The sequence below is a fragment of the Thermobifida fusca YX genome (assembly GCF_000012405.1).
Classification (GTDB): domain Bacteria; phylum Actinomycetota; class Actinomycetes; order Streptosporangiales; family Streptosporangiaceae; genus Thermobifida; species Thermobifida fusca.
This window is the reverse complement of sequence record NC_007333.1, coordinates 1,892,055-1,917,976: the sequence shown is the minus strand read 5'-3', so window position 1 is coordinate 1,917,976 and position 25,922 is coordinate 1,892,055. Positions and strand designations below refer to the sequence as shown.

At 67.7% G+C, this 25,922-nt stretch carries 20 protein-coding genes; 13 read left to right on the top strand and 7 right to left on the bottom strand.

Going from position 1 to position 25,922, the window contains the following annotated elements; genetic code table 11:
* Window positions 1–250 precede the first annotated feature (250 nt).
* Complete coding sequence (locus TFU_RS08120; RefSeq protein WP_011292073.1) at window positions 251–1,408, bottom strand: acyl-CoA dehydrogenase family protein; 1,158 nt, start codon at window positions 1,406–1,408, stop codon at window positions 251–253.
* 142 nt (window positions 1,409–1,550) lie between these two features.
* Between TFU_RS08120 and TFU_RS08115 the strand changes: the two genes are divergently transcribed.
* The gene (locus tag TFU_RS08115) at window positions 1,551–2,252 is read left to right on the top strand and encodes a TetR/AcrR family transcriptional regulator (RefSeq protein WP_011292072.1); all 702 of its coding nucleotides are present in this window, start codon (window positions 1,551–1,553) and stop codon (window positions 2,250–2,252) included.
* A gap of 156 nt (window positions 2,253–2,408) precedes the next feature.
* Window positions 2,409–3,242: an SAM-dependent methyltransferase gene (locus tag TFU_RS08110; protein ID WP_011292071.1), complete on the top strand. Its 834-nt coding sequence runs from the start codon at window positions 2,409–2,411 to the stop codon at window positions 3,240–3,242.
* A 110-nt stretch (window positions 3,243–3,352) separates the two neighbouring features.
* On the opposite strand, the gene TFU_RS08105 is transcribed toward TFU_RS08110, so the two are convergent.
* On the bottom strand, window positions 3,353–5,917 hold the full coding sequence (locus TFU_RS08105; RefSeq protein WP_011292070.1) for a penicillin acylase family protein: 2,565 nt from the start codon (window positions 5,915–5,917) through the stop codon (window positions 3,353–3,355).
* A 254-nt stretch (window positions 5,918–6,171) separates the two neighbouring features.
* Here TFU_RS08105 and TFU_RS08100 point away from each other — a divergent pair, with 254 nt between their 5' ends.
* From TFU_RS08100 to TFU_RS08075, 6 genes are all read left to right on the top strand, one after another.
* Window positions 6,172–7,809 carry an RICIN domain-containing protein gene (locus TFU_RS08100; protein WP_234351649.1) on the top strand — a complete coding sequence of 546 codons (1,638 nt, stop codon included), beginning with the start codon at window positions 6,172–6,174 and terminating at the stop codon, window positions 7,807–7,809.
* Window positions 7,810–7,990: 181 nt separating this feature from the next.
* A complete protein-coding gene (locus TFU_RS08095; RefSeq protein ID WP_255266141.1) occupies window positions 7,991–8,341 on the top strand; it encodes an RNA-binding S4 domain-containing protein in 351 nt (116 codons plus the stop codon).
* 381 nt (window positions 8,342–8,722) lie between these two features.
* Entirely contained in the window at window positions 8,723–10,045 is a 1,323-nt protein-coding gene (locus TFU_RS08090) for a PLP-dependent aminotransferase family protein (protein ID WP_011292067.1), read from the top strand.
* A gap of 53 nt (window positions 10,046–10,098) precedes the next feature.
* Window positions 10,099–11,049: a D-alanine--D-alanine ligase family protein gene (locus TFU_RS08085; protein WP_041428044.1), complete on the top strand. Its 951-nt coding sequence runs from the start codon at window positions 10,099–10,101 to the stop codon at window positions 11,047–11,049.
* 382 nt (window positions 11,050–11,431) lie between these two features.
* Complete coding sequence (locus tag TFU_RS08080; protein WP_159055960.1) at window positions 11,432–12,931, top strand: glycosyltransferase; 1,500 nt, start codon at window positions 11,432–11,434, stop codon at window positions 12,929–12,931.
* Between the two features lie 134 nt (window positions 12,932–13,065).
* The gene (locus TFU_RS08075; RefSeq protein ID WP_011292064.1) at window positions 13,066–13,878 is read left to right on the top strand and encodes a CPBP family intramembrane glutamic endopeptidase; all 813 of its coding nucleotides are present in this window, start codon (window positions 13,066–13,068) and stop codon (window positions 13,876–13,878) included.
* Window positions 13,879–13,886: 8 nt separating this feature from the next.
* Here TFU_RS08075 and TFU_RS08070 read toward each other — a convergent pair whose 3' ends face one another.
* The 3 genes from TFU_RS08070 to aroQ all read right to left on the bottom strand — a co-directional run bounded on the left by TFU_RS08070 (window position 13,887) and on the right by aroQ (window position 16,423).
* Window positions 13,887–14,678, bottom strand: coding sequence for a nucleotidyltransferase domain-containing protein (locus tag TFU_RS08070; protein ID WP_155983543.1), 792 nt, complete (start codon window positions 14,676–14,678; stop codon window positions 13,887–13,889).
* Window positions 14,679–14,764: 86 nt separating this feature from the next.
* A complete protein-coding gene (gene pstS, locus TFU_RS08065) occupies window positions 14,765–15,871 on the bottom strand; it encodes a phosphate ABC transporter substrate-binding protein PstS (protein ID WP_011292062.1) in 1,107 nt (368 codons plus the stop codon).
* 102 nt (window positions 15,872–15,973) lie between these two features.
* The gene (gene aroQ, locus TFU_RS08060) at window positions 15,974–16,423 is read right to left on the bottom strand and encodes a type II 3-dehydroquinate dehydratase (RefSeq protein WP_011292061.1); all 450 of its coding nucleotides are present in this window, start codon (window positions 16,421–16,423) and stop codon (window positions 15,974–15,976) included.
* A 199-nt stretch (window positions 16,424–16,622) separates the two neighbouring features.
* Here aroQ and TFU_RS08055 point away from each other — a divergent pair, with 199 nt between their 5' ends.
* The 5 genes from TFU_RS08055 (at window position 16,623) to TFU_RS08035 (ending at window position 23,773) form a co-directional block, all read left to right on the top strand.
* Window positions 16,623–17,477, top strand: a complete 855-nt coding sequence (locus TFU_RS08055; protein ID WP_041428040.1) for a putative RNA methyltransferase — start codon at window positions 16,623–16,625, stop codon at window positions 17,475–17,477.
* Window positions 17,478–17,870: 393 nt separating this feature from the next.
* On the top strand, window positions 17,871–19,628 hold the full coding sequence (locus TFU_RS08050) for an ABC transporter family substrate-binding protein (RefSeq protein WP_011292059.1): 1,758 nt from the start codon (window positions 17,871–17,873) through the stop codon (window positions 19,626–19,628).
* A 68-nt stretch (window positions 19,629–19,696) separates the two neighbouring features.
* Window positions 19,697–20,707 carry an ABC transporter permease gene (locus TFU_RS08045; RefSeq protein ID WP_011292058.1) on the top strand — a complete coding sequence of 337 codons (1,011 nt, stop codon included), beginning with the start codon at window positions 19,697–19,699 and terminating at the stop codon, window positions 20,705–20,707.
* Window positions 20,700–21,638 (top strand): ABC transporter permease, encoded by a 939-nt coding sequence (locus TFU_RS08040; protein WP_011292057.1) that lies wholly within the window; start codon window positions 20,700–20,702, stop codon window positions 21,636–21,638. Before TFU_RS08045 ends, TFU_RS08040 begins: the two co-directional genes overlap by 8 nt.
* On the top strand, window positions 21,635–23,773 hold the full coding sequence (locus TFU_RS08035) for an ABC transporter ATP-binding protein (protein WP_011292056.1): 2,139 nt from the start codon (window positions 21,635–21,637) through the stop codon (window positions 23,771–23,773). The genes TFU_RS08040 and TFU_RS08035 overlap by 4 nt, the downstream gene beginning before the upstream one ends.
* A 191-nt stretch (window positions 23,774–23,964) precedes the next feature.
* Here TFU_RS08035 and TFU_RS16070 read toward each other — a convergent pair whose 3' ends face one another.
* Window positions 23,965–24,210: a hypothetical protein gene (locus tag TFU_RS16070; protein ID WP_155983542.1), complete on the bottom strand. Its 246-nt coding sequence runs from the start codon at window positions 24,208–24,210 to the stop codon at window positions 23,965–23,967.
* A 210-nt stretch (window positions 24,211–24,420) separates the two neighbouring features.
* Window positions 24,421–25,812 (bottom strand): GH1 family beta-glucosidase, encoded by a 1,392-nt coding sequence (locus tag TFU_RS08030; protein ID WP_011292055.1) that lies wholly within the window; start codon window positions 25,810–25,812, stop codon window positions 24,421–24,423.
* Between the last annotated feature and the right edge of the window lie 110 nt (window positions 25,813–25,922).

Below are 25,922 nucleotides of genomic sequence, written 5' to 3'. Positions count from 1 at the left end.
AAAGGGACGGAATTCTCTATTGTGAATAATCCGCCCCGACAATGTCGGCTGATAATCGGAAAACTCACCGCAAGGTCAGCGGCAGCTCACCGTCTCGAGAGCCAGGCACGCTCGACCATCGGTAAGAGACGGCCTCGGGGACCGGGGACCGCGGGCGGGCCGTGCCAAGGAAACGCCCCTCGGAGCTGGGCTCCGAGGGGCGCAAACGGATCCTCCGGTCAGCAGCACTGGCCTCGCCAGCGCTGCTCGCTCACTTCTTCAAGAGCTGCCGGGCCATGACCACCCGCTGGATCTGGTTGGTGCCCTCGTAGATCTGGGTGATCTTGGCGTCGCGCATCATCCGCTCGACCGGGTAGTCCCGGGTGTAGCCGTAGCCGCCGAGTAGTTGCACCGCGTCAGTGGTGATCTCCATTGCCACATCCGAGGCGAAGCATTTAGCGGCGGCACCGTAGAAGGAGAGGTCGGCGTCGTCGCGCTCGGACTTGGCGGCAGCGACGTAAACCATCTGGCGGGCCGCTTCCAGCTTCATGGCCATGTCGGCGAGCATGAACTGGATGCCTTGGAAGTCGGCGATGGCCTTGCCGAACTGCTTGCGCTCCTTGACATAGCCCAGGGCGTAGTCGAGCGCCCCCTGGGCGATGCCCACAGCCTGGGCGCCAATGGTGACGCGGGTGTGGTCGAGGGTGCGCAGCGCGGTACGCAGTCCTTCCCCGACCTTGCCCACCAGGCGGTCGCCGGGGATACGGACATTGTCGAAGATCAGTTCGCGCGTGGGCGAACCTTTGATGCCGAGCTTGCGTTCCGGTTCTCCAAAAGAGAACCCGGGATCGTCGATGTGGACGACGAAAGCGCTGATGTTGCGTCCGCGCGGCCCGTCCGGGTCGGTGACCGCCATCACCGTGTAGTACTTGGAGATTCCGGCGTTCGTGATCCACGACTTCTGGCCGTTGAGGATCCAGTCGTCGCCGTCGCGGACGGCACGGGTGCGCATGCTCGCGGTGTCGGATCCCGCCTCGCGCTCGGAGAGCCCGTAGGAGAACATCGCCTCGCCAGATGCCAGTTCGGGCAGGTAGCGCTGCTTCACCTCGTCAGATCCGGAGAGGATCAGCGGCATCGAGCCGAGCTTGTTGACCGCGGGGATGAGGGAAGAGGAGGCGCACACCCGGGCGATCTCCTCAATGACGATGCAGGTCGCCAGCGCGTCTGCGCCAACACCGCCGTACTCCTCCGCGACGTGGGGAGCGTGGAAGTCGCTGGCGCGCAGCGCCTCGTAGGCCTCCTGCGGGAAGCGGGACTGCTCGTCGACGTCGGCCGCGTGCGGGGCGATCTTGTCTTCAGCGACGGAGCGGATGGCTTCGCGGAGGGCTTCGTGCTCCTCGGTGGGCCGGTAGAGGTCGAAGTCACTCATGGGGTCTCCTAGCGTCGCGAACATCCCCAGTATGACACTAAGTGTCAATAAACGGAACTAAGTGTCAGTATGGGGGATAGGTAGTCATGCGGGCAGAATGGGGCGGCGGTTCCCAGGGGTCGAACGAGTGCGAGGAGAGGTGATGGCGGGGCGTACGGAGGGCCGCGGGGTTGTTGCCGCGGCGCTGCGACTATTCGACGAGAAAGGCTTCGAAGCGACCACGATGGACGACGTCGCGGTCGCCGCCGGAGTGAGCCGCAGCACCCTGTTTCGGCGCTTCGGGTCTAAAGACGACCTGCTCTTCGCTGACCAAGAAGAGCTGGTGGAGGCGGTGCGCACCCATCTCGCCTCCTCGCCCGAAGACCCAGTGAGCGCCGTGTGCTCGGCGGCGCGCATGGTGCTCCGCTCCTACACCAGCCAGCCCGACCTGGCCGTGCGCCGCTATCGCCTGGTGCGGACCCGTCCTGCGCTACGGGACCGCGAAATCGCAATGACGGCGCGCTACCAGTCGCTCTTCACCCAGCACCTGACCGGCGGGCACAGTGACGAGTCGCGGGTGCTCGCCGCGGAAGTAGTGGCTGCGGCAGTAATTGCCGCGCACAACCATGTGCTACGGATGTGGCTGCGCGCTCCGGAAGTCACGTCGCCTTCGCCGCTGGAGCGGCTCGACCAGGCCTTGGCGTTCGTCGTGGACATGATGGCGCCCGCACTACGCCGCAGCGGTGAGCAGCGGTCGGATGAGCGGGGGGACCGTGCGGTGCTTGTGGCGGTCTACCCAGCGGGGGCGTCCCACGAAGAAGTGCTGGCACGGGTCCGCGCGGCCTTGGAATCACCGCGGAACTAACCCCGAGAAATTGTCCTAAAACAGGGCATTTGTCGCTTTTATTGTCTGGCGGGGATCAATTTCGGGAAACACGGACATTACCTGGCCATTCCTGTGGTTTGATGATCTCGACAACCCTTGTTACCCAGCGGTTCCCTCAGGTGAAAGAGCGGTTCCATGGCCAGTGAATCCTGGATGAAAACGCAGGCACCCGATCCCACCAACCTCCCCGCTGAGATCAACCCCGAAGTCCCCAGCATCGCCCGCGTCTACGACTACTTCCTCGGCGGGAAGGACAACTTCCCCGCCGACCGGGCCGCTGCGGCCGCCGTGGAGAAGGTCTTCCCCCAGGGCAAACAATTGGGCCGGGAAAGCCGCATGCTGCTGCGCCGTGCCACCCGGGAATTGGTCCGTGCCGGTGTCCGCCAGTTCCTCGACATCGGCTCCGGCCTGCCCACCGCCGGAAATGTGCACGAAATCGCGCACGAGATCGACCCGGAAGTGCGCGTCGTCTACATCGACAACGACCCGGTGGTCCTCGCCCACGGCCGTGCCCTGCTCGCCGACGAAGTCACCACCACTGTTGTCCAAGCAGACCTGCGCCACCCGGACGGAATCTTCGACAACCCCGAAGTGCGTGCCCTGCTGGACTTCGACCAGCCGGTCGCGGTGTTCCTGGCGTCGATCCTGCATCACTTCGACGACTCCGACGACCCGTGGGCGCTGTCCCGGAAGATTCGGGACCGCATCAGCTCTGGCAGCTACATGCTGATCACCCACTTCTACGACTCCGGTGACCCGGTCTGCCGCGAAGTCGAACAGGCGCTGCTCGAAGGTGGCCTGGGCAGCGGCTGGTTCCGCACCAAGGAGCAGATCGAGCGGTTCTTCGAAGGAATGGACGTGCTCGAACCGGGGGTGGTCGCCGCCAACGAGTGGCGTCCGGACGCCGAAACCCCCACCGACAGCACCACCCACCACCTGCTCGCCGGAGGACTGGCCCGCAAACCGTAGGTTCCCGGCCGTCCTCGGACCTCCGACCAGGGTAGAACCCCGGCCCGTACCGGGCGGGGTGCCGCTGCCTGCTCCGCGCGGCACCCCGCCTCGCCACAACCGATGGTGGATCAGGGACGCAAGACGAGGGTGTGCTCAGCCGCCTCCTCCACGGCGCTCCGGGTCATCCGCATGGGAAGCATCGTCCCCGCAGCCCACAGCTCGAGCTGGTCGGCATAGTGGGGGTGGAACGCATGCCCCGAGTTGCCGGTCAGGTTGATCCACTGGGAGTTGTCCACGTCCGCCAAGTCCACCACCATGCGCATCGACGGCACCGTGGTGACCTCGTACCCCTGGGCCGGGTCCCAGCCGGTGGCGTTGACGACACTGGAACCCCCGCCCGTCGCGACCGGGCCCCGGTTGAACAACCACTCCACCGCGGCGATACCGGATTCCCCGAAGGACGCGTTGCGGACGGTGAGCGTGTGCAGGTCACCCCACCGCCAGGCAGCCACGTCCTCGCCGAGCAGCTCAGTCAGCTCCGCGGCGGCCCGCTCCATCGCCACGCGCAGCGCTTCATCCCGGCTGGAGACCTCCTCGCCGCGCCACCACTCGGATTCGGGAGACTCCACGAGGGAAGTCAAGAGCAGCCAGGCCTGTGACGCCTCGATCTTCGGGTTGGCGCCCAGTTCGTCGAAGACCAGCGGCAGCAGGTGGCGGTAGGTGGCGTTGTAGAACGCCGCGGCAGCCGAGTCAGCGTCCTGCTGGAAGTCCCAGCCGGCGAGCAGCTCCTGGGCCTGCGCGGCAGCCCCCTCCACGTCCACTTCTACCAAGTAGGGGACGAGGGCCCGCGCCCCGCTGTTCTCGTTGTCCAACTGGATGTCCACCATGTCCTCGACGGTCAGGCCGCCGTCTGCGATCGCAGCTTCCAGCAGCGTGACGACCCGCTGGGAACGGTAGCCGTAGTCCCAGTCCGTGGTGAGCAGGTGCGGGTACCCGGAGTCCACCACCGCCTGGTTGGCGGTGACAATGAACCCCGAATCAGGGTTGACGACGGTGGGCAGCTCCTCGAAAGGCAGATACTCCTTCCAGTCGTAGTCGGAGTCCCACCCCGGTGCCGGCCAGCGGCCGTCACCCTTCCCCCGCACCGGGATCTTCCCCGGGGCCTGGTAGCCGATGTTCCCGGAAGTATCCGCGTAAATGAGGTTCTGGGCGGGAACCTCGAAAGTGCGCGCCGCCTCCCGGAACTCGTCGAACGTGCGGGCCCGGTTGAGTAGGAAGATCGCGTCTGCGGTCCGCCCCGGGGTGAGCGCGGTCCAACTGATGGCGACCGCATAGTCGCCGTCCTGGGCGGTCTCGGCAGGCTCCCCTTCGGGAGTGACCGGCGCCTTGGCGGCGAACGTGCGTAGTTGCGCGCCGAGCTCCGGGTCGGACAGCAGCGGACCGTGGCGGGACGACCGGACGGTGATCTCGACATCGTCGCCGCCCGCAACCCGAATGGTCTCGGTGCGGGTCTCCAACGGTTCGGGGGCGCCGTCGACGATCGCGGAGTCTCCGTCGAGCTTCTCCAGGTACAGGTCGATCACGTCGGGGCCGAGGTTGGTGAACCCCCAGGCGATCGTGTCGTTCGCGCCGATGACCACCCCCGTCAGGCCGGGAAAGGTGAACCCGGTGACGTCGAACGGACAGGATTCGTCGACGGTGGTGCAGTGCAAGCCCATCTGGTACCAGATGGACGGCATCACCGCGCCCAAGTGGGGGTCGTTGGCGAGCAGCGGCAGCCCTGAGGCAGTGTGCTCGCCGGACACCACCCAAGAGTTGGAGCCCAGGTCGGAGGAGGCAGGACCGAAAGTGCGCGGGATCGCTTCCAGCGGTTCCTGCAGCCCGGCCAGCGCGCGCACCGCAGCGGTGGCGGGGATGTCGGCAGCGTCCTCGTCGCGCTGCTCCGCCTCGTCGGAGTCGAGGACGAACTTTCCGTCGCGGACCCGGCCGCCGGCGAGGATGGGGGCGTGCTGCTCCTCCGGGTAGGCCGGGTAGAGCTCCTCGACCTGTTCCCGGGGCAGGCCGCGAGCCAGCAGCGAGGCACGGGCGATCTCGTCGTGCATGTTGCCTGCAAGGTCCCACGCCATCGCTTTGAGCCAGGCCAGGCTGTCGACGGCGCTCCACGGCTCAATCTCGTACTCGCTGTTAGTGGCCGCCAGCACCGCGTATTCCAAGCTTACCTCGGTGGCGGATTTTCCCTCGAGGTAGGCGTTGACGCCTTCGGCGTAGGCGTCCAGGTAGCGCCGGGTCTCCTCCGCCAGGAGGTCGTATTCGGCTTCGGCAACGCGGCGCCAGCCCATGGTGCGCAGGTAGGCGTCGGTGGGGACCTGGTCGGCACCGAACAGTTCGGCAAGACGTCCCGCGGTGACGTGGCGGTTGAAGTCCATGGACCAGAAGCGGTCCTGGGCATGGACATAGCCCTGGGCGGTGAACAGGTCCTCCGGGGTGTCGGCATACAGGTGGGTGATGCCGTACTCGTCGCGGTACACGGTGACGGGTGCACTCAGCGCGGGAAGCTCCAGTTCCCCGGAAACCTGGGGGAAAGAACGCCGCACTGTCCAGACCGCGAGTCCAGCAGTGATGAGAGCGACAGCGAGGACGGCGGCGAGGATGCCGAGCAGCCACCGCCGTACACGAGGGACGGAAACAGACATGGGATGACTCTATGAATGGGGGTGTGCACTCTGGCGCATTCTTCATATCGCTTCCGCAACGCCGGTTGCGCTGGTGGGCGGGCCTCACCGGGGTACAATGGCGCCGCTGCGGAACGTAGGGGTATTGACGCGCTCAGTGATATTTCCTTAGCTATTCGGACAACGCTTTCGCTTCGGCGAGCGCGTCACTTGGGACGCACATGCGGCCCCTCCCGTCCGGCGCAGTGCCGGACATGATCCCCACGGAGGTACACGTGTCCCTCACCCCCTCCCTAGTCCACCGGAGAGAATGGCCCTCATCGGTGCGACTCGTGATGACCTGCGGCGGCGTTGTTGCGCTCCTCGCCGCGCTGCTCACGGTTGTCGCCCGCCCGGCTATGGCAGCGACGATCGACACCGGCGCCTACTATGTGCTGGTCAACCGGCACAGCGGCAAAGCCATGGACGTGTGGGAATGGTCCACCGCCAACGGCGGCGAGATCCGCCAATACGACAACCTGGGCGGGTACAACCAGCAGTTCCGGTTCGTCCCCGCCGGCGACGGCTACTATGCGCTGGTCAACCGGCACAGCGGCAAAGCCGTCGACGTGTGGGAACGCTCCACCGCCGATGGCGCAGAAATCCGCCAGTACGACCACCACGGCGGGTACAACCAGCAGTTCCGGGTCGTCGACTCCGCGGGCGGCGACATCCGGCTGATCAACCGCAACAGCGGCAAAGCCCTGGAGGTCTGGGAATGGTCCACCGCCAACGGTGCCCGCATCTCCCAGTACACCGACCACGACGGCGCCAACCAGCGCTGGCAGCTCATCAAAGTCACCGACAACGGCGGCGGCTCCGACACCTGCGGTAGCGGCTCCTACCACGCCGAAGTCACGAAGAACGGCACCACGTGGACCGCGCGCAAAGGCGGCAGCACCCTCTACACCGGAAGCGACATGCTCCAGGCGATGCGGGCAGCGGTCAACAGCCTCACCCCCGGACGCACTCACAAGGAGCGGGTGGTGGTGCGCGGCTCCGGTTCGATGAGCGCGGGAAGCTCGCTCGACCTGCCCAGCTACACCGTGCTGGACGTGTGCGGCACGATCAACGTGACCGGCAGCCCGTCAGCCAACCACGCGGCAGTGCGGATCCGCAACGCCCACGACGTTGAGGTCCCCAACATCAGCGTCACCGGCAACCCCTACTTCGGCATCTTTGTGCGCAACGCGTCCAACGTCCACTTCGGCCAGGTGGACCTGCGGCTCTCCGGCGGCTTGGGCATGCGCATCGACAACCATGACAACCGGAGTGTCCGCACCCGCAACGTCAGCATCGACCACGTCTACGTGTCGGGCACGGGGAATCACGGCGTGGAAACCTACGGCGTGGACGGCATCACGATCGGCACTGTCGTGGCACGCAACGTCGCCTACTCCGGACTGCTGCTCAACGACACCATCAACGCGAACGTGGGCCTGGTGGACGCGGAGAACGCGGGAACCGGCACCGGGTACGCGGCGTTCCGCATGGCCAACCGCAACGGACGGATCGGCGACAGCTACCCCGTCAACATCCGCGTGGGTGAAGTGCGGGCCCGCGGCGGCGGACGCGGCGTCTTCTGCGTCTCCGAAAGCGGCGGTGCGGTCATCGACCGGATCGACTTGGCCAACACCGGAAACAACGCCATCCTCATCGAGAACTGCTACAACGTCACCGTGGCCGGACAGTCCGGAACGGTGCGCGACTCCGGGGAGATCCGTATCGCTGCGCGGTCGGAGTTCCCCAACACCGCCAACGTCACCATCCAGAACCTCACGGTGACCAACACCGGTATCCGGGAGAACCCCTGCGGTATCAACATCACCTTCCGCAACATCACCCGGATCAACAGCAGCTACAACGTCTGCTGACCGGTGCCTGACTCGGGGCGGCGCCGTACCGTACCGGGGCCGCCCCGGCCCCTTCGAAACCCAGGGAGCCGACGCTACCCTGGGGACCGTGCACGACCACGATCCCAGGCAGGAACCGGCCCGTTCGGAAGAACCGCAGAAAACGGCTCCTCCGCTCCCGCCCGGTCCCCCCGCTACGCGCGTGGACCGGTGGCTGTGGGCGGTACGCCTCACCAAGACCCGCTCGGACGCGGCCCAGGCATGCCGGGCCGGGCACGTTCGGGTCAACGACAAGCCCGCTAAACCCGCCACCTCGGTCAAGGTAGGCGACCGGGTGCGGGCTCGCGTCAACGGAGTCACCCGGATCGTCGAGGTCACCCACATCATCGAAAAACGCGTGGGTGCGCCGATCGCGACCCGCTGCTACATCGACCACACTCCTGTGGTGCCGCCCGAGCTCGCCGTTCCGGTGGCCCGCCGCCCCCGCGGTGCGGGACGCCCCACCAAGCGTGAACGTCGCCAGCTTGACCGGCTGCGGGGCTTCACCCGCTGACCGGAACCGTCCCCCCTACGCGTCCCCCGGTCCGCTGGGCTGTCCACGGGACGACGCGAACCACGCGCCAGGCGGAGCGCGTCTCCGCCCAGCGGCTTACCGCTTTCCTGCCGACGTTCCCCGAGTAGGGCGCCGTGCCCGCTCGCCCGCGGGCGCCTCCCAACTTAGCGGCCGTGAGGAGGTTTACACCGCTGCGGATGCGGCCATTGGGGGTGCTGAGGTTGACAAGTGCGTACACTTGCCTCATTAACCGGGGCGTCGACGGCGGAAAAAGAGGGGGATGACCGCTTTGCCCGCCGTCCTCCAGATATGGACCGCGTACGCGGCCCCGCCTGTCGGCGGTTCCGGTCCGTACGGGTCCTTCACAAGCGGAGGTGGATCGTGTCCGTTGATCCCCGAGAGTCCCAACCCAACCCGCAGGGTTCACGTATCGACCCCTACGTCGACGCTTACGCGGCACGCGCCGCAGGGATGGTGGCCTCGGAAGTCCGCGCACTGTTCGCCGTCGCTTCCCGACCCGAAGTGGTCTCCCTCGCCGGGGGAATGCCCAACATCAGCGCCCTGCCGCTGGACGCTCTCGGGGAACTCGCTCAGCAGGTCGTCGTCGAACAGGGCCGCACCGCCCTGCAGTACGGCTCAGCCCAAGGCGACCCGGTGCTGCGCCAGCAGATCTGCGAGGTTATGGCCCTCGAGGAGATCGACGCCAGTCCGGACGACGTGATCGTCACCGTCGGTTCCCAGCAGGCACTGGACCTCGTCACCAAAGTCTTCGTCGACCCCGGCGACGTGGTGCTGACCGAGGGGCCCACGTACGTGACCGCGATCAACACCTTCGCCGCCTACCAGGCCCACATCGAACACATCCCCATGGACGACGACGGGGTCATCCCCGAAGCGCTCGAGGAACGTCTCGCCGCCCTGACCCGTCAAGGAAAACGGGTCAAGTTCTTCTACACGGTGCCGACCTTCAATAACCCTGCCGGGGTCACCCTGGCCCCGGAGCGGCGCCACCGCGTCCTGGAGATCTGCGAGCGGTTCAACCTGCTGGTCGTCGAAGACAACCCGTACGGCCTGCTGCGGTATGAAGGCGATCCGGTGCGTCCGCTCCGCGCCGAGTCGGAACGCAACGTCATCTACCTGGGGTCTTTTTCGAAGACGCTGTCCCCCGGGTTCCGGATCGGCTGGGCGCTGGCTCCGGCAGCGGTGCGTGACAAGCTCATCTTGGCCGTCGAGTCGGCGATGCTCAGCCACTCCAACTTCAACCAGGCGATTGTGGGCCGCTACCTGGCCACCCAGCCGTGGCCGGAACAGATCAAAGAGTTCAACGAAATGTACCGGGCCCGCCGCGACGCCATGCTGTCGAGCCTGGACGCGCTCATGCCGCCGGAATGCTCGTGGACCCGGCCCAGCGGCGGCTTCTTCGTGTGGGCGACCCTCCCCGAAGGGATCAATTCCAAGGCGATGCTGCCCCGCGCCGTCAACGAACGGGTCGCCTACGTTCCGGGAACCGGCTTCTACTACGGTGGCGGCGGAGAACGCAACATGCGGTTGTCGTTCTGCTATCCCACTCCCGAACAGATCCGCGAGGGAGTGCGCCGCCTGGTGAGTGTCCTGGAGAGCGAGATCGAGCTGCGTGACACCTTCGGTGGTGTCCCCTCCTCCACCGGGCGGGGCGGCGAGGCGCCAGCGCCTGACCTGCCGTAGGAGACCGAGCAGTCGTGACCACAGCAGAACAGGGACGAAGAGAGGGCAGGACCGTGGCCGACCTGAACCGGGTGCTCGTGCTAGCCGGAGGGTTGTCACCCGAACACGAGGTGTCGGTGCGCTCCGGTCGGCGTGTCGCTGAGGCGCTGCGCCGTCTCGACGTGGAGGTGCAGACCTGCGATGTCGGTCCTGAGCTGCTCAATCTGCTGACGGATGATCCGCCGCAGGTGGTGTTCCCGGTGCTCCACGGCACGTCCGGGGAGGATGGGGCGATCCGCGAAGTCCTGGAGCTGGCCGGGGTCCCCTATGTGGGTGCCCGTCCCGATGCCTGCCGGGCCACCTACGCTAAACCGATCGCGAAGACCCTCGTCGCCGAGCAGGGGATTGCCGTGCCGCGTGGACTGGCGCTCCCCAAGTCGCTCTTCCACGACCTGGGTGCCCACGCGGTCTTGGAGCGCATCGTGGCGATGCTGGGGCTGCCGCTGTTTGTGAAACCCGCCCAGGGCGGTTCCGCGTTCGGGGCGACGGCCGTCACGGAAGCGTCCGCGCTGCCCGCGGCCCTGGTGAGCTGCTTTGCCTACAGCGACACCGCGCTGATCGAACAGCAGGTGACGGGGGTCGAAGTCGCGGTTGGCGTGCTTGACCTGGGGGACGGCCCGGTGGCGCTGCCCGCCGTGGAGATCGTGCCGGACGGAGGTGTCTACGACTACGCGGCCCGCTACACCGCGGGACGCACCGAGTTCTTCAGCCCGGCCCGGCTCTCCGACGAGGTGGCGCGCGCTGCCGCGGATGCGGCGGTCACCGCGCACCGCGCCCTTGGGCTGCGGGACGTTTCCCGCACCGACCTCATCATCGATGAGACTGGGCGCGTCTACTTCCTCGAGGTCAACGTCTCTCCGGGAATGACCGACACGTCCACGCTGCCGCTGGCTGTGGAGGCCGCGGGAATGGACTTCGCGGTGGTCTGCCGTGAACTGGCCCACCGCGCCCTGCTGCGGGGCTGAGCCGCAAGACAGGAGGCGGGCACCGCTGGTGCGCGGCTCTCTTCCGGAGGGACCGGTGCACGGGAAGGGGAATAGCCGTGCCGCCACCCCGCACCAATTTTTCGTTACCGAGATCACTATGGTAAGTGATCTTAGTCACGAAGCGTTGGTCCTGGTGGGAGAGTAAAGCCGTGGCCGGCGGGGGAAACTGAAAAGTGTCTCTGGTTGCGGATAGCGTCGGAATGCCGCGACGGTGACCGTGCGGTCATGGGGGCGTCGCCGAGGAGGACGGACTCGGCGACGCCCCCGGCTGCAGAGCAGGCCATTCCCAGAACCCTGCCCGCTTGCCCCCTATAGTGACCGTGTGAATCTATTTAGTTACACAGAGTTGTCAATCGAGGGTGTGTCACCGCCCGAACCCACTGATCCGCGAGTATTCCGCAACGACTGGAGCACCCTCACCCCGCCCACCGTGGGCTCCTGGACACCCGGCCCCACCGTCAGCATCGTCATCCCCGCCCGCAACAACCAGCGGCAGCTCGACCGGCTCCTCGCCTGCCTCACCCACCAGACCTACCCCGCGCACCTGATGGAAGTCGTGGTCGTCGACGACCACTCCACACCCCGGCTGCGCCTTCCCGACCGGCGGCCCCACCGGTGCCGGATCGAACCCGCCCCGCCCGACGGCTGGGGGCCTGGACATGCCCGCGCCCACGGATCCCGCATCAGCAGCGGGGAAGTCCTGTGCTGGCTCGACCCCGACCTGTTAGTCGAAGCCACCCTCATCGAAACCCTGGTCCGCTGGCAGCACACGCACTCCCACGCGGTGTCCTTCGCCGACCTCCGCTACGCGCTCGACCACGATCCCGACCCGGTGGACGCTGCCGACCCTGTCGTGGCCCGCACCCTCCGCCGTCGCTTCCCCGACGCCCCACCCCATCCCCGCATCGCCCGGCTGCTCGCCCGCACCAACGACCTCCGCGACGCCGACAGCCTGAGCTACCAGGCCTTCGTCGGCGCATGCGTGACCATGAGCCGCGCCCTCTACGAATCCGCTGGCGGAGTCAACCCCGCGCTCACCCTGGGCCACGACACCGAACTCGGCTACCGGCTGTGGCAGCACGGGGCGATTTTCATCCCCGACCGGGAGGCACGCGCCTGGCACGTAGGCAGCGCCACCGCCACCCGCACCCGTGTGCCCGGACTGCGCAGCGACGCACTCAGCACTCTCGTGCCCTACGCCCGCCCCGCCTACCGGCCGCGGCGTCGTGGAGAACACCGGGTGCCGATGGTGCTCGCCGTCGTCGACGCGGCCCAGCACCCCTACGAACTCGTGCGCGCCTGCGTGGACCGGCTCCTCGCCAGCACAGGCGTGGAGGTGGACGTGGTCCTCGTCGCCGACTGGGACACCGAGGCCGACTGGTGGGTGGAAGCCCGCCTGATCCAAGCCCACTATCTCGCCGAACCCCGCGTCCGGTTCGCATCGCACCCACCCCGCACCGGATTCCCCGCACCCTACCTGCTCCGCGTGCCAGTGACCTGCGGGGTGGCGCCGCGGACCGTGGCCCAGCTCGTGGACCGCGCTGAATGGGCGAACGCCGGGGTCGTGGAACTCGTCCACGACACGCCCCAGCAGCTCACCCTGTGGCGCACCCGGGCCCTCGCCCGAACCGCCGCCGAACCAGACGACCTGAGCACGGCAGTAGCCGCGATCCACGGCCGCTACCGGATGCAGGGCAGAGCCGACACGGTGGACCTGTCCGCGATCGCCGTCCCCCACGACTGGGGGATCGGGGCCCGCCGCCCGCGGCCGCTGACCCTGCTCCGCCACGGCTGGAACCGGCTCGCCGCCGTGTGGCACCGGAGCCGGGACGCTGTCCGACGCCGTCCTCGGGAACACTGAGCACTCCATCCACCACACCCGGCCCTCCCAGGCCCGCAGCACAGGGAACCGCGGTCCCCGCAGCCCCGTCGAACCGGACAGCACCCGACAAAGCGCCGGGGCCTTCTGCACCAGCAACCACGGAGTCCGTAGCCGTGACCGACACGCCGACACTGGTGGCGCCGCTCCGCCTCTTCCTGCTGACGTTCCTGTTCGCGGTTCCCTTCTGGATCCTCGGGTTTCTCGTCGAGAGCCCCGACGCGGTTCCCATGGCGATGCCGGTCAGCGCGCTCATGTTCGTCTGCCCGGCCATCGCCGCTACCCTGCTGGCCTGGCAGGAGGGGAGGTCCGCCGCGGTCCGTGCCCTGTGGGGGCGGCTGCTGGTCCCGCCCCGCCCGCGCCGGTGGGTCTGGTATGCCGCGATACCCCTGGTCTCCGCGGGGCCCGTGCTGACCCACCTCCTCCTGCGCTTTGCCGGGGAGCCGGTCAGTATGCCGCAGCCGACCCTGCCCGGGGTGCTCGCCTTGGTCTGCGTCTACCTCGGCGCGGCTGCAGCCGAGGAAGTGGGCTGGACGGCGTACGCCACCGACGCGCTGCGTGCCCGCCACGGTGCGCTGACCACAGCCCTTGTCATCGGTGTCGTCAGCGCGGCCTGGCATGTCGTGCCGTGGAGCCAGGTCCACCCGCCCGACTGGGTGGCCTGGCAGTTCCTCGCCACGGTCGCCCTACGCGTGCTATGGACGTGGGTCTACGTCAACACGGGGGCAAGTGTCGCCGCGGTCGTGGTCAGCCACATGCTGATCAACCTGTGGGGCACGCTCACCCCGACATATCACACGGTGGCGGCGCATGCGACCAGCGCGGTGCTCACCGCACTCGCCGCGGGAGCCGTGGTCGTGCTGTGGGAAGCCCGCACGCTGACCCGCCTCCGTTGGAAGCCGCGCCCGCCCCAGCCTGAACCGCACTGACAGGACGGTTAACGGCTCGGGCTTGGGCCAGGCCGCTGGTTGAGAGCGGCGTCGACCCGCTCGGTCAACAGCGCGCGAGCCGCATCCACTGCCTCGGTCAGTGCGTGCGGATCAGCGCGCAGCCCGGCAACAATCCCGTCGATACCGCGCACGTTCGCCCGGTCCAGCAGGGTTTTCTCGTTGGTGACCCATTCGCCGCGGGCGGCGAGCACCGCGTGCGCGGCCTGGCAGGCAGCTACCGTGATTCCCGCGGCCACCTGCGCAACCTGGGCGCGGGGTGCGTGGTTGCTGCGCGCATAGTCCAACGTCATACGCGCCGTGCCCCACCAGCGGGGCGGGGCACTGGCGCGGAGCGCTTCCGGAAACACCGGCCGCGGCAGGCTGCCGCGCAGCACCCGGTTGAGCGCGAGCTCCGCCACCACCAGGTAGGTGGGGATCCCCGCGAGATGGAACAAGAGCGGCTCAACCTCGAACCGGCCGTGCTCCGCCTCGGTGATCTGGTGCTCCACCACGGCCAGGTCCCGGTAGTGCACGTCCACCCGGCGGCCGTCGATGGTCAGCCACGCACCCCCGTTGAACACCCCGCCGCCCCAACCGCCGATCTCCGAGACTTCACCGGGCCAGCCGAGGTCCCGCAAGTCTTGCGGGTCGAACCGGTCCCGGTAGTAGATGGCCAGGTCCCAGTCGCTGTCGGCGCGGTGCGTGCCCACGGCCCGGGAGCCACCCAGGCTCACCGCGGTCACCCCGGGCAGGGCGGCCAGCCGGTCAGCAACATGGTCGACAAACTCTGTGTCGATCACCGATACCCCCGTTCGGTCTCCAGTCACGGCCGCAGCGGCCCACCCTCCTGGCACCAGTCCGCAGCCCTGGCAGTGCAGGGGAGCGGTCAGTGGGTGCCGATCGCCGCCACGGACTCCAGCAGCTCTGCGCGCAGTTCCGCGTCGAGCGGAGCCGACCCGGATTCCTGAGACGCTGCTTCCTGGCCTTCCGCGCTGAGCAGGTAGGACAGGAAGGTGCGCACTCCCTCCGCGGTGGCGGCGTCCGCGTACGACAGGCAGGCGATCTCGTAGCTGACCAGCACGATGGGGTAGGCGTCGGCTTCGGTAGCGGAGTAGTCCAACTCCATGGCGTGGTCGTGCGGGGTGGTGCTGTCCCGCCGCGGGGAGACCGATACGATCCGTGCCGCAGACTCCGGCGACGGGGCGACGAAGCTGTCCCCCGAGCCCACGCGGACCGTGGCCATGCCTTCAGCGTGGGACGCCTCCAGGTAGCCGATCGTGCCCTGACCGCCACGGATCGCCTGGGCCACGCCGCTGTTGCCCTGCCCGGCTTCCACCGGGGGAAAGGGCCACTGCCCGTCAGGGTCGTGAGGCCATGCGTCAGGAGCAGCAGCCGCCAGGTAGGCCGTGAAGTTCTCCGTAGTGCCGGACTCGTCTGAACGGCTGACCGGGACCACGGGAAGGTCGGGGAGGTCGACGTCGGGGTTGGTCTCCGCGATCGCCGGGTCGTTCCACCGGGTGATGTCGCCGCTGAACAGGCGGGCAAGCGTGTCGGGGGTCAGGTTGAGCGAGTCGATGCCCTCCAGGTTGAAGGCCACCGCGATCGGTACCACGTAGGCGGGCAGGTGGATGACGTCGGAGTCGCAGCGCTGGCGGGCCTCCTCCTGTTCGCCTTCGTCCATGGCCGCGTCGGACCCGGCGAAGTCCACCGCGCCGTCGATGAACTGGTTCCGTCCGCCGCCTGAGCCGATCGCGTCGTAGTAGATCCGCGCATCGTCGCAGGCGGTCTGGAGTGCGGAGATCCACACCTGCATGGCCAGTTCCTGGGCACTGGAGCCGGCGCCGCGAATGGCGCCGTCGAAACACTCCAGGTCTTCGGGCACCGGGATCTGCGCGCCGCCGCGTACCGCGTTGTCGCTGCCGCACCCGGCTACCAGTGTCAACGCGCCCAGCAGCGCGATTACGGTCCCTGCGCGGCGCTTTGCCCTCGACACGGTTGCCTCATCCCCCGACTGAACACACAGTGGTTCTCTGCCGTCGAAGAATTTAACCAGAGGTGAACGACCCGTGGCGTCGGGAGGGGGTGTGCGGCCGGTTCACCTGCCCTGGGTGATCAGCCAGACGATGTGCCGCAGCGCCAGTTCGTAGCCGTGCACCCCGCAGCCGCCGATGATGCCGTTGACGACCGGGGCGGTCATCGACGTGTGCCGGAACGGTTCCCGGGCGTAGATGTTGGAGATGTGGACTTCCACACACGGGGTGGGGACCGCGTCGATAGCGTCGCGCAGTGCAACGCTGGTGTGGGCGTAAGCGCCCGGGTTGAACACGATGCCGTCCAGCTCGCGGGCGGCATGGATGCGGTCGATCAGCTCGCCTTCGTGGTTGCTCTGCGCGCACACCACGTCCACTCCCAGCTCGGCACCGAGCGACACGACCCGTTTTTCGATCTCGGCGAGCGTGGTGGTGCCGTACTGGGCGGGGTCGCGCAAACCCAGCAGGTTGAGGTTGGGGCCGTTGAGCAGCAGCACGGTGGGACGGGACGCCATAGGATCACAACCTTTCGTCCAGGCTGAGCAGCAAGCGGCACCAGCCTATTGACCTGCGCCAGCCCTGAGCACACCGGTAGCGTGAGCGGAGGGCCGCCCGCGAGGACCCGGTGCCGGGAGTGCGCTGGCCGCGGACCATGGTGCGCGAGGCGAGATGCTCGGAGGCTAGAAGGGCCAGGCGCCAGTAGCCTGGACGGTCATGGGGGAGAGGCAACGGCTGCGGATCCCCGATCCCGTGGCGGCGGCGCTGGCCTGCCCGCACTGCGGGAACGGGATGCAGCAGCAGGGGACTGCGCTGGCCTGCAGGACGGGGCACTCTTTCGACGCTGCCCGCCAAGGCTACGTGAACCTCACCGTGGGACGCCCGGCGACCACGGGGGACGACCGGGACATGGTGCAGGCCCGCAGCGCATTCTTCGACGCGGGGCACTACGCCCCGCTGTCGGCGGTACTGGCCGACCACGCTGCGCAGCGGTGGACTGGGGGACTGGTAGCGGATATCGGTGCGGGTACCGGACACCACCTGGCCGCTGTGCTGGATGCCCTGCCGAAGGCGTACGGCTTGGCCGTGGACGTGTCCCGATATGCGCTACGGCGGGCCGCCCGCGCCCATCCTCGGGCGGGAGCGGTGGGCTGTGACGTGTGGCGGGGCCTACCGCTGGCGGCAGACTCCGTGGGAGTGCTGCTCAACGTGTTCGCACCTCGGAACGGGGCGGAGTTTGCTCGGGTCGTGCAGCGCGGGGGAACACTGCTGGTCGTCACCCCGGGCCGCCGTCACCTCGCTGAGCTGCGGTCGCACGTGGAGCTGATCGCCGTGGACCCTCGCAAAGAGGAACGGCTGGCCGCGCAGTTGCACCGCAGCTTCACCCAGGAAGCCGACGAGCAGTTCACGCTGCCTCTGCGGCTCTCCCACGCCGAGGCAGCAACCCTGGTGGGGATGACGCCGAACGCCCGCCACACCACCTCTGAGGCGGTGCGCTCCCGCCTGGCCCGGCTGCCCGAACCGGTCGAGGTGACCGCGGTCTTCCGGCTGTCGGTGTACCGGCGCCGGTGAGCCCGCCGCAGGAGCGCATGGGGGAGTCGCAGCGGAACCCCAGCGGTAGAACTCCGATATGTCTGCCATACTGCGACAAAGTGGTTATTTCTGACATAAAGCAGAAATTCATTTTCTTATTTTTTGTGAAGAATGTCGCTTTAGGTGACGCTGTTTTCTCGTGTGACGCAAGGAAGCTCCGGTGAAGAGTCACACCTTGCGATACACCCTTCCACGCTGCGATTCTTTCGGTCACAATGTCCTGCTAGCGGCGGGGCAAAGGGAAGATTGCGACTGCATCACAAAACTCAGATAAATCTTTGCACTAATTGAGAGTAATGGTCTTATTACTCCCAGCTTGTTCGGTTTTTCGGGGTTCGTTGCCACGGACACGAACAGCCCAGGGGAGAGGCCATGCGTGAAAAAAGTAGACCAACCGCAGGCGCCGCGCTGCTCATCGCGGCGCTCTTTGCATTCACCGCCTGCGCACCCCACGAAGGCAGCGAAAACACGGATGCCTTCGCGGACTGTGCAGACAACCCCAACACGTGCAACAGCGGAGAACGCGCTGAAGGCGGAAGCATCACCTGGATCGTCGACTCCCTCCCCGGAGCCTGGGCCTCCCTCTCACCAGAAGGGGGAAGCGTCTACACCCTCCAAATGCTCCACGGCATCCTGCCGAACACCGGCTACTGGGAGCCTGACGGCGCCACCTTCACCACCAACCTGGACCTCCTTGCCGAGGAACCCCAACTCATCGACGAAGACCCCTTCACCTACCAGTTCAAGATCCGCCCCGAAGCCGTCTGGGACGACGGCACCCCCATCACCGCCGCCGACTTCGAAATCACCTGGAAACTCAGCACTACCGAAGAAGCCGGCCACTGCAAGGGATGCCAGCCGCGCTCCGACACCTACAACCAGATCGCCAGCGTTGAAGGAAGCGACGGCGGCTCCACCGTCACCGTGACCCTCGTCGACGGTGTCGCCGACCCCGAATGGCGGGACCGGTTCAGCGCAGACAACATCGCCGGAGGCATCTACCCCGCCCACATCGCCGAAGAGCAAGGATTCGACATCACCACCCCCGAAGGTGTGGGCGAATACTTCCAATGGCTGCACACCACCATGCCCACCTTCTCCGGCGGCCCCTACCGCCTCGTCGAAGGCGACCTCAAAACCCAGGTCATCAAAGAACCCAACCCACAGTGGTACGGCGAAGTCCAGCCCACGCTCGACACCGTCGTCATCCGCTTCCTCACCGACGAAGGCACCTGGATCAGCGCCCTCGACAATGGTGAAGCCCACGGCACCTCACCCGTCGCCTTCGGCCAAGACACCGTGGAACAAGCCCGGCAGCGCCCCAACCTCAACGTGAGCATCACCGAAGGGCCCAGTTGGGAGCACATCGACTTCAACCTCGACAACGAGTGGCTCAAAGACGTTGAGCTCCGCCGCGCCATCTTCACCGCCATCGACGTCGAAGACATCACGCAGCGCACCATCGCCCAGCTCTACCCCGAGGCAGAACCCCGCACCAACCACGTCTTCTCCAACGACAGCCCCTACCACACCGACGTCATCACCGAGACCGGTCAAGGCAGCGGAGACATCGACGCCGCCCGCCAGATCCTCCTCGACGCCGGATACACCTACGAAGGCGACACCCTGACCCGCGACGGGGAGAAAGTCGGCCCGTTCCGGCTGCGCTCCACCAGCAACACGGTGCGCGACACCTCGACAGAACTCATCCAGTCCTACCTGGCGGAGATCGGCATCGAGGTCACCATCGAACCCACCGACGACCTCGGCGGCACCCTCGCCGCTCAGGACTACGACATCATGCAGTACGGCTGGAGCAGCACCCCGTCCTTCGCCACCGCGCCCAGCCAGTACTGGAGCAGCACTAGCGACAGCAACTTCGGCCGCTACCACAACGAGGAAGTCGACGAACTCGTCGAACGCGCCCGCAACGCCTCCTCCCTCGACGAAGCCGCCGAATACGCCAACGAAGCGGCCCGCATCGTCGCCCAGGACGCCTACGTCCTGCCGCTGTTCAACATGCCCGTCTACATCCTCGTGACCGACGACTACGTCAACGTCCGCGACAACCCCTCATCCAGCCTGCGCGCCCTCTACCAGCACCACGAGTGGGGCCTGGTCGCCCAATAGTGACCCCCGAGCCTGGGCGGAGGGGATCACCCCTTCGCCCAGGACCGCGCCGCACCCCGAGGACCCCCATGCTCGCCTACACCGTCCGCCGCCTGCTCGGCACCATCCCGCTGCTGCTCGCGGCCTCCATCCTCACCTTCCTCCTCATCGACCTGTCCGGAGACCCGCTCGCTGACCTGCGCGTCCAGCAGCCCCCCGTTCCCGAAGAAGTGATCAAAGCCGAAGAAGCCCGGCTCTACCTGGACCGCTCCCTGCCGGAACGGTACGTGCTGTGGCTGACCGGCATCGGAGGCAACGGCGACATCGGCCTGCTCCGCGGCAAATTCGGCCCCTCCGTCCAAGGAGCCGACTACGACATCGGACACGCCCTCGCCGAACGACTCGGCACCACCCTGCGCCTGGTCAGTGCCGCCCTGCTGTTGGCACTCGGACTAGCGATCCTCAGCGGAGTCATCAGCGCACTCCGCCAATACTCGATGGTCGACTACACCCTCACCCTCATCGGCTTCCTCGCCCTCGCCATGCCCACCTTCTGGCTGGGCGCGCTCATCAAGGAAGCCGGAGTGTGGGTCAACCAGCAGACCGGCTACACGATCTTCTACACCGTCGGCGCAACCTCCGCCGACACTCGCGGCTTCACCACCGCACAACTCCTCGCCGACCACCTCGGCCACCTCGTCCTCCCCACCCTCACCCTGATGCTCACCGGATACGCCGCCTGGAGCCGCTACCAGCGCACCTCCATGCTGGAAGTCCTCAACAGCGACTACGTGCGCCTCGCCCGAGCCAAAGGCCTGCCCAACCGCGTCGTCCTGCGCAGACACGCCCTGCGCACCGCCCTCATCCCGCTGACCACCGTCGTCGCCGTCACCGTCGCCGGAACCGTGGACGGAGTCATCCTCATCGAAACCGTCTTCCAATGGCGCGGCCTTGGCGACTTCTTCGTGGAAGCGATCAAACGCAACGACTCTTATGCCCTCATGGGCTGGCTGATGCTCAGCGGGACCGCGGTCATCATCGCCAACCTCATTGCCGACCTGCTCTACGGCGTACTCGACCCGAGGATCCGCTATGAGTGACCTCCACCCGCCCGCCAGCACCCCCGCCCCGTCTGCGAGCGCGGCATCACCTGATCCTGTCGACCGCAGTGCCGAGCACGGGCAACTCCGCATGGTCGCCACCCGGTTTCTCCGCCACCGCATGGCCATGGCCAGCCTCACCGTGCTCGTCCTCACCGTGCTGTTCGCGTTCCTCGGCCCCCTCCTGTGGCCGTGGGACCACACCGTGCACCGGGAAATCCTGCCCAACCAGCCACCCAGCTGGGCCCACCCCTTCGGCACCACCAACGCCGGACACGACGTGCTCGGCCAGCTCATGCGCGGCACCCAGCAGACCCTCAAAGTCGCGCTCACCGTCTCCGTGCTGGCCACCGCCTTCGGTGCGCTGTGGGGCGCGGTCGCCGGCTACTACCGGGGCTGGATCGACGCGGTGATGATGCGTATCGTCGACGTGCTCATGGTGGTCCCCCTCCTCGTCGCTGTCGCCGCCATCAGCGGCAACGTGCGCGGCGGCACCACCTGGTGGGCGGTCGCGCTCATCATCGCGCTGTTCTCGTGGACCACGATCGCACGCGTCGTCCGCGGCGTAGTGCTCTCCCTGCGGGAACAGGAGTTCGTGGAAGCGGCCCGCGCTGCCGGCGCCTCTGACGCCCGCATCGTCCTCCACCACCTGCTCCCCAACGCGGCCGGTCCCACGATCGTCGCCGCCACCCTCCTCATTGCCACGTCGATCCTGCTCGAAGCGAGCATGTCCTTCCTCGGTTTCGGCATCCAGGCACCCGACATCTCCCTCGGCCTGATGATCGACAACGCGCGCACCGCCGCCTTCACCCGGCCGTGGCTCTTCTACCCGCCGGGCTTGTTCATCGTGATGATCTGCCTGACGATTAACTTCATCGGTGACGGCCTGCGCGACGCCCTCGACCCTCGACAAACCATCACACGCCGATGACTTCGACCAACCACGCCCCGAACCCTGCAACCGCTGCCGCAGACGCCCCCGTGCTCAGCGTCACCGACCTACACGTCCGGATCCCCACCAGCGAAGGGGACGTCCACGCCGTGCGCGGCATCTCCTACCACCTGCGCCGCGGCGAAGCCCTCGGCATCGTGGGCGAATCCGGATCCGGCAAGTCCGTGTCCGCACTCGCTGTCCTGGGACTCCTGCCCCGCACGGCCCGCGTCTCCGGTTCGATCCAGGTCGCCGGCTACGAAATCGTCGGCCGCAAAGACGCAGAACTGACCCGGATCCGCGGCGCCCGCGTCGCCATGGTCTTCCAAGACCCGCTGACCTCGCTCAACCCCGTCCACCCGATCGGCACGCAGATCACCGAGGCGATCCACGCCCACCGGGACGTGTCCCGCGCTGCCGCCCGCGAACGCGCCGTGGAACTCCTGCGGACCGTCGGCATCCCCCAACCGGAGCAGCGTATCGACGCTTACCCGCATGAACTCTCCGGCGGCATGCGCCAGCGGGTTGTGCTCGCCATCGCCATGGCCAACGACCCCGACGTGATCATCGCCGACGAGCCCACCACCGCCCTGGACGTGACCGTCCAAGCACAAGTCCTCGACGCACTGCAGGCCGCACGCCGCGCTACCGGTGCCGCGCTCGTGCTCATCACCCACGACCTGGGCATCGCCGCCGGACACGTCGACCGGGTCGCGGTGATGTATGCGGGACGCATCGTGGAAACCGGAAGCGTGGACGAGGTCTTCTCCTCCCCGCAAATGCCCTACACTCTCGGCCTGCTGGGCAGCCAGCCACGCATGGACGCCGCACCCCACAGCAGGCTCGTCCCCATCCCCGGCGCCCCGCCCTCCCCGGACCACCAGCTCTCCGGATGCGCGTTCGCGCCCCGCTGCCCGCTCGCGAAACCGGTGTGCCGTACCAGCACCCCGCAGCTCACTGCGGTCAGCGACACCCATGCCGCAGCCTGCCACTTCGCTGACCAACTGGCCGGTATCCGACCGGAAGAGTTGTTCGCCTCTAATACGGCTCCGAGTGCGAACCCGCTTCCAGAGGCGGTGGAGCGCACCCGCAGCCGCGGCGAGCCCGTGCTCGTCGCCGAAGGCCTCGTCAAACACTTCCCGGTGCGCTCCAAAGGGCTGATCCGGCGCCGCAGCGGGGAGATCCACGCGGTATGCGACGTCTCTCTCACCCTGCACGCCCACCAGACCTTGGCGCTGGTAGGCGAATCCGGGTGCGGGAAGTCCACCACGGCCCGGATGCTGCTCAACCTCATCCCTCCGACCCGCGGCCGGGTGTCCTACCGCGGGCAGACTCTCACCGGACTGTCCTCGTCCCGGATGCGGCCGTTGCGTCGCAGCATGCAGATCGTGTTCCAAGACCCGTTCGCCTCCCTGGACCCGCGGATGACCGTGTTCGATGCGGTCGCTGAACCGCTGCGCGTCCACGGCCAGTTCCGCAACGGGGGAGCAGAACGGGTCCGGGAGCTGTTCCGGCTCGTCGGTTTGGACCCGGCCCACGGCAACCGGTACCCGCACGAGTTCTCTGGCGGCCAACGGCAGCGCGTCGGGATTGCACGCGCCCTCGCCTTAGAACCTGAAGTGCTCGTCTTGGACGAGCCGGTCTCCGCGCTGGACGTGTCCGTCCAAGCCGGGGTGATCAACCTCCTCGAGGAACTCCAGGAGCGGCTGGGGCTTTCCTACCTCTTCGTCTCCCACGACCTGGCCGTGGTCCGGCACCTCGCTGACCAGGTCGCGGTGATGTACCTGGGGCGGATCGTGGAGACCGCACCCGTGGAACGCCTGTTCACCGCGGCAGCCCACCCCTATACCCAGGCGCTGATCTCCGCGGTGCCGATCCCGGACCCGCGCCGGGAGCGTGCCCGGCAGCGGATTGTGCTCCGCGGCGACGTGCCCAGCCCGATGCATCCCCCCTCGGGCTGCCGGTTCCGCACCCGCTGTCCCGTGTTCGCCCGTCTCACGGAAGCAGAGCAGGCCCGCTGCGCAACAGAGGTGCCGACCCTGGCCGACCACGGCAACGACCACGCTGTGGCATGCCACTACGCCGTCCCCCGCTCCCCGCTCGGCGACGCTTTCCCACCCCACCGCACACCGTGAAAAACCAGACATGAGGGTCGGGATTAGGGTCCGTTGTCTCGGCAAGTCATGGCCGTAACGTGAGGCGGAGCGGGCACTCTCCCCAGCGTGACGAGAAAAGAGAGCACGATGGCCGTGCATTGCAGCGCCGAAGCCGGAGCCGCCGCAGTGCGCACGGCCCCAGCGTGGGCCGCTGCTGTGCACAAGGGGCATCAGGACCATCGGGAGCGGCGGTCTCCTGGGTGAGGAGCTCCCAATGTTGACGTCACCGGGCCGCGGACCGGCAGCAGGGACGAGCCGTGCCTGCTGCCCGGCAACCCGAAAGTGCCCGGGGTCAGCGGCCCAGGCGGAGGAGTGGGCAGCGGGGCGGAGCCGACGAGCCAGGCCACCAAGCCGTTCCCGCTCGCACCGCAGGAGACCGCGTCGTGTTCCCGGCAGACCTCCACCGATTCGTCCACGCCCGGTCCACGCTCCACCGAGGTTGAAAGATCGAGATTGTCCTGTGGGGCGAACCGGAGGGGCGTATGTAGGGGAGAGGCCGGACTGTCGATGCTGTGCGGCCCTGGAGAGTATCGACACCGTGGTGCGCACGTTACGGCAGAGCGGATCGTGGCCAGTCCGGGCAGCGGCTGTGCAGCCGCTGCCCCAGGCAGCCCGCAGACGAGGGGTCAGCCGCGGTGGCGGGCGCGGTGGTGCTCGATGAGCCGCTGATACCAGAAGTAGCTGTCCTTCGGAAGCCGTTCCAAGGTGTCGTAGTCCACCCGGACGATGCCGAAACGCCGCTCGTATCCGAACGCCCACTCGAAGTTGTCGAGCAGCGACCAGACGAAGTAGCCGCGCACGTCCACCCCGGCGCGGATCGCCGCGGCCAGGGCATGCAGGTGGTCGTTGAGATAGGCGATGCGGTCCGTGTCGTGCACCCGTCCGTCAGGGGAGACGACGTCGTGCTCGGCTGAGCCGTTCTCTGTGATGTAGATGGGCGGAAGGTTCGGGTAGCGCTCCGTGAGGTCCAGCAGCAGGTCCGTGAAGGATTCGGGGACGACCGGCCAGTCCATGGCTGTGTGCCGCACTCCATCGAAACGCTGCTGGTGGGCGCGGATGTCTACGGCGGTGCGGCGTGCCGGGTCGGCTTCGGTCAGCGGGCCGTCGGCGACTTTGAGCGGCCGGTAGTAGTTGATGCCGAGGAAGTCCAGCGGCTGGCCGATGATCTCCAGGTCGCCGTCGCGCCGGTACGAGCCGTCCGCGAGCTCTCCCCACACGTCGGCTTCGTTCGCGGGGTAGCGGCCGGCGAACAGCGGGTCGAACCAGACCCGGTTGTGCAGGGTTTCCGCGCGGTCGGCAGCCGCGCGGTCGGCCGCACTGTCGGAGGCGGGCAGGATCCGGTCGGGGTTGAGGGTGATGCCGACCTCGCCCGCATCGGCAGCGCGCAGTTCCTGCACTGCCAGGCCGTGGGCGAGGAGCAGGTGGTGCGCGGCGGCGAGCGCAGGCGTGCCTTCCCGGGCCCCGGGGGCGTGCCGGCCCACGGCATAGCCCAGGAAAGCGCTGCAGAACGGCTCGTTGAGCGTGATCCAGTGGCGGATCCGGTCGCCGAGACGGGCAACGACCGCCCGGGTGTAGGCGGCGAAGTGCTCCGCGGTGCTGCGGGAACGCCAGCCGCCGGCATCCTCCAGGGCCTGCGGCAGGTCCCAGTGGTAGAGGGTGGGCACCGGGGTGATCCCCGCTTCGAGCAGCGCATCGACGAGACGGTCGTAGAAGTCCAGGCCGCGCTGGTTGACGTCGCCTGATCCCGTGGGCATGACGCGCGGCCAGGCGATGGAGAAGCGGTAGGCGTCCACCCCCAGGCGGCGCAGGAGCTCCACGTCCTCGGGGTAGCGGTGGTAGTGGTCGCAGGCCACGTCGCCGGTGTCGCCGTTGAGGACCAGGCCCGGTGTGTGGCTGTAGGTGTCCCAGATGGACGGGCCGCGTCCGTCCGCGTGGACCGCACCCTCGATCTGGTAGCTGGCCGTAGCCGCGCCGAACCAGAATCCGGCCGGGAACTCGGGGAGGTGGTCGTTGCTCACTAGCGCTCCTGGTAGCTGGTGCATGCTCGCATGTGAACCGGTTCAGGAGCCCAGGGTAGTGCGTCGCAGGCAGGGGAGCGAGGCGGTCTTTTCGGAAAAGTAGCCCATAT

Coding starts and splice junctions, on each gene's coding strand:
- TFU_RS08120 (WP_011292073.1), bottom strand. CDS start 1,408: ATGAGTGACTTCGACCTCTACCGGCCCACCGAGGAGCACGAAGCCCTC.
- TFU_RS08115 (WP_011292072.1), top strand. CDS start 1,551: ATGGCGGGGCGTACGGAGGGCCGCGGGGTTGTTGCCGCGGCGCTGCGA.
- TFU_RS08110 (WP_011292071.1), top strand. CDS start 2,409: ATGGCCAGTGAATCCTGGATGAAAACGCAGGCACCCGATCCCACCAAC.
- TFU_RS08105 (WP_011292070.1), bottom strand. CDS start 5,917: ATGTCTGTTTCCGTCCCTCGTGTACGGCGGTGGCTGCTCGGCATCCTC.
- aroQ (WP_011292061.1), bottom strand. CDS start 16,423: ATGGCGTCCCGTCCCACCGTGCTGCTGCTCAACGGCCCCAACCTCAAC.
- TFU_RS08055 (WP_041428040.1), top strand. CDS start 16,623: ATGGGGGAGAGGCAACGGCTGCGGATCCCCGATCCCGTGGCGGCGGCG.
- TFU_RS08050 (WP_011292059.1), top strand. CDS start 17,871: ATGCGTGAAAAAAGTAGACCAACCGCAGGCGCCGCGCTGCTCATCGCG.
- TFU_RS08045 (WP_011292058.1), top strand. CDS start 19,697: ATGCTCGCCTACACCGTCCGCCGCCTGCTCGGCACCATCCCGCTGCTG.
- TFU_RS08040 (WP_011292057.1), top strand. CDS start 20,700: ATGAGTGACCTCCACCCGCCCGCCAGCACCCCCGCCCCGTCTGCGAGC.
- TFU_RS08035 (WP_011292056.1), top strand. CDS start 21,635: ATGACTTCGACCAACCACGCCCCGAACCCTGCAACCGCTGCCGCAGAC.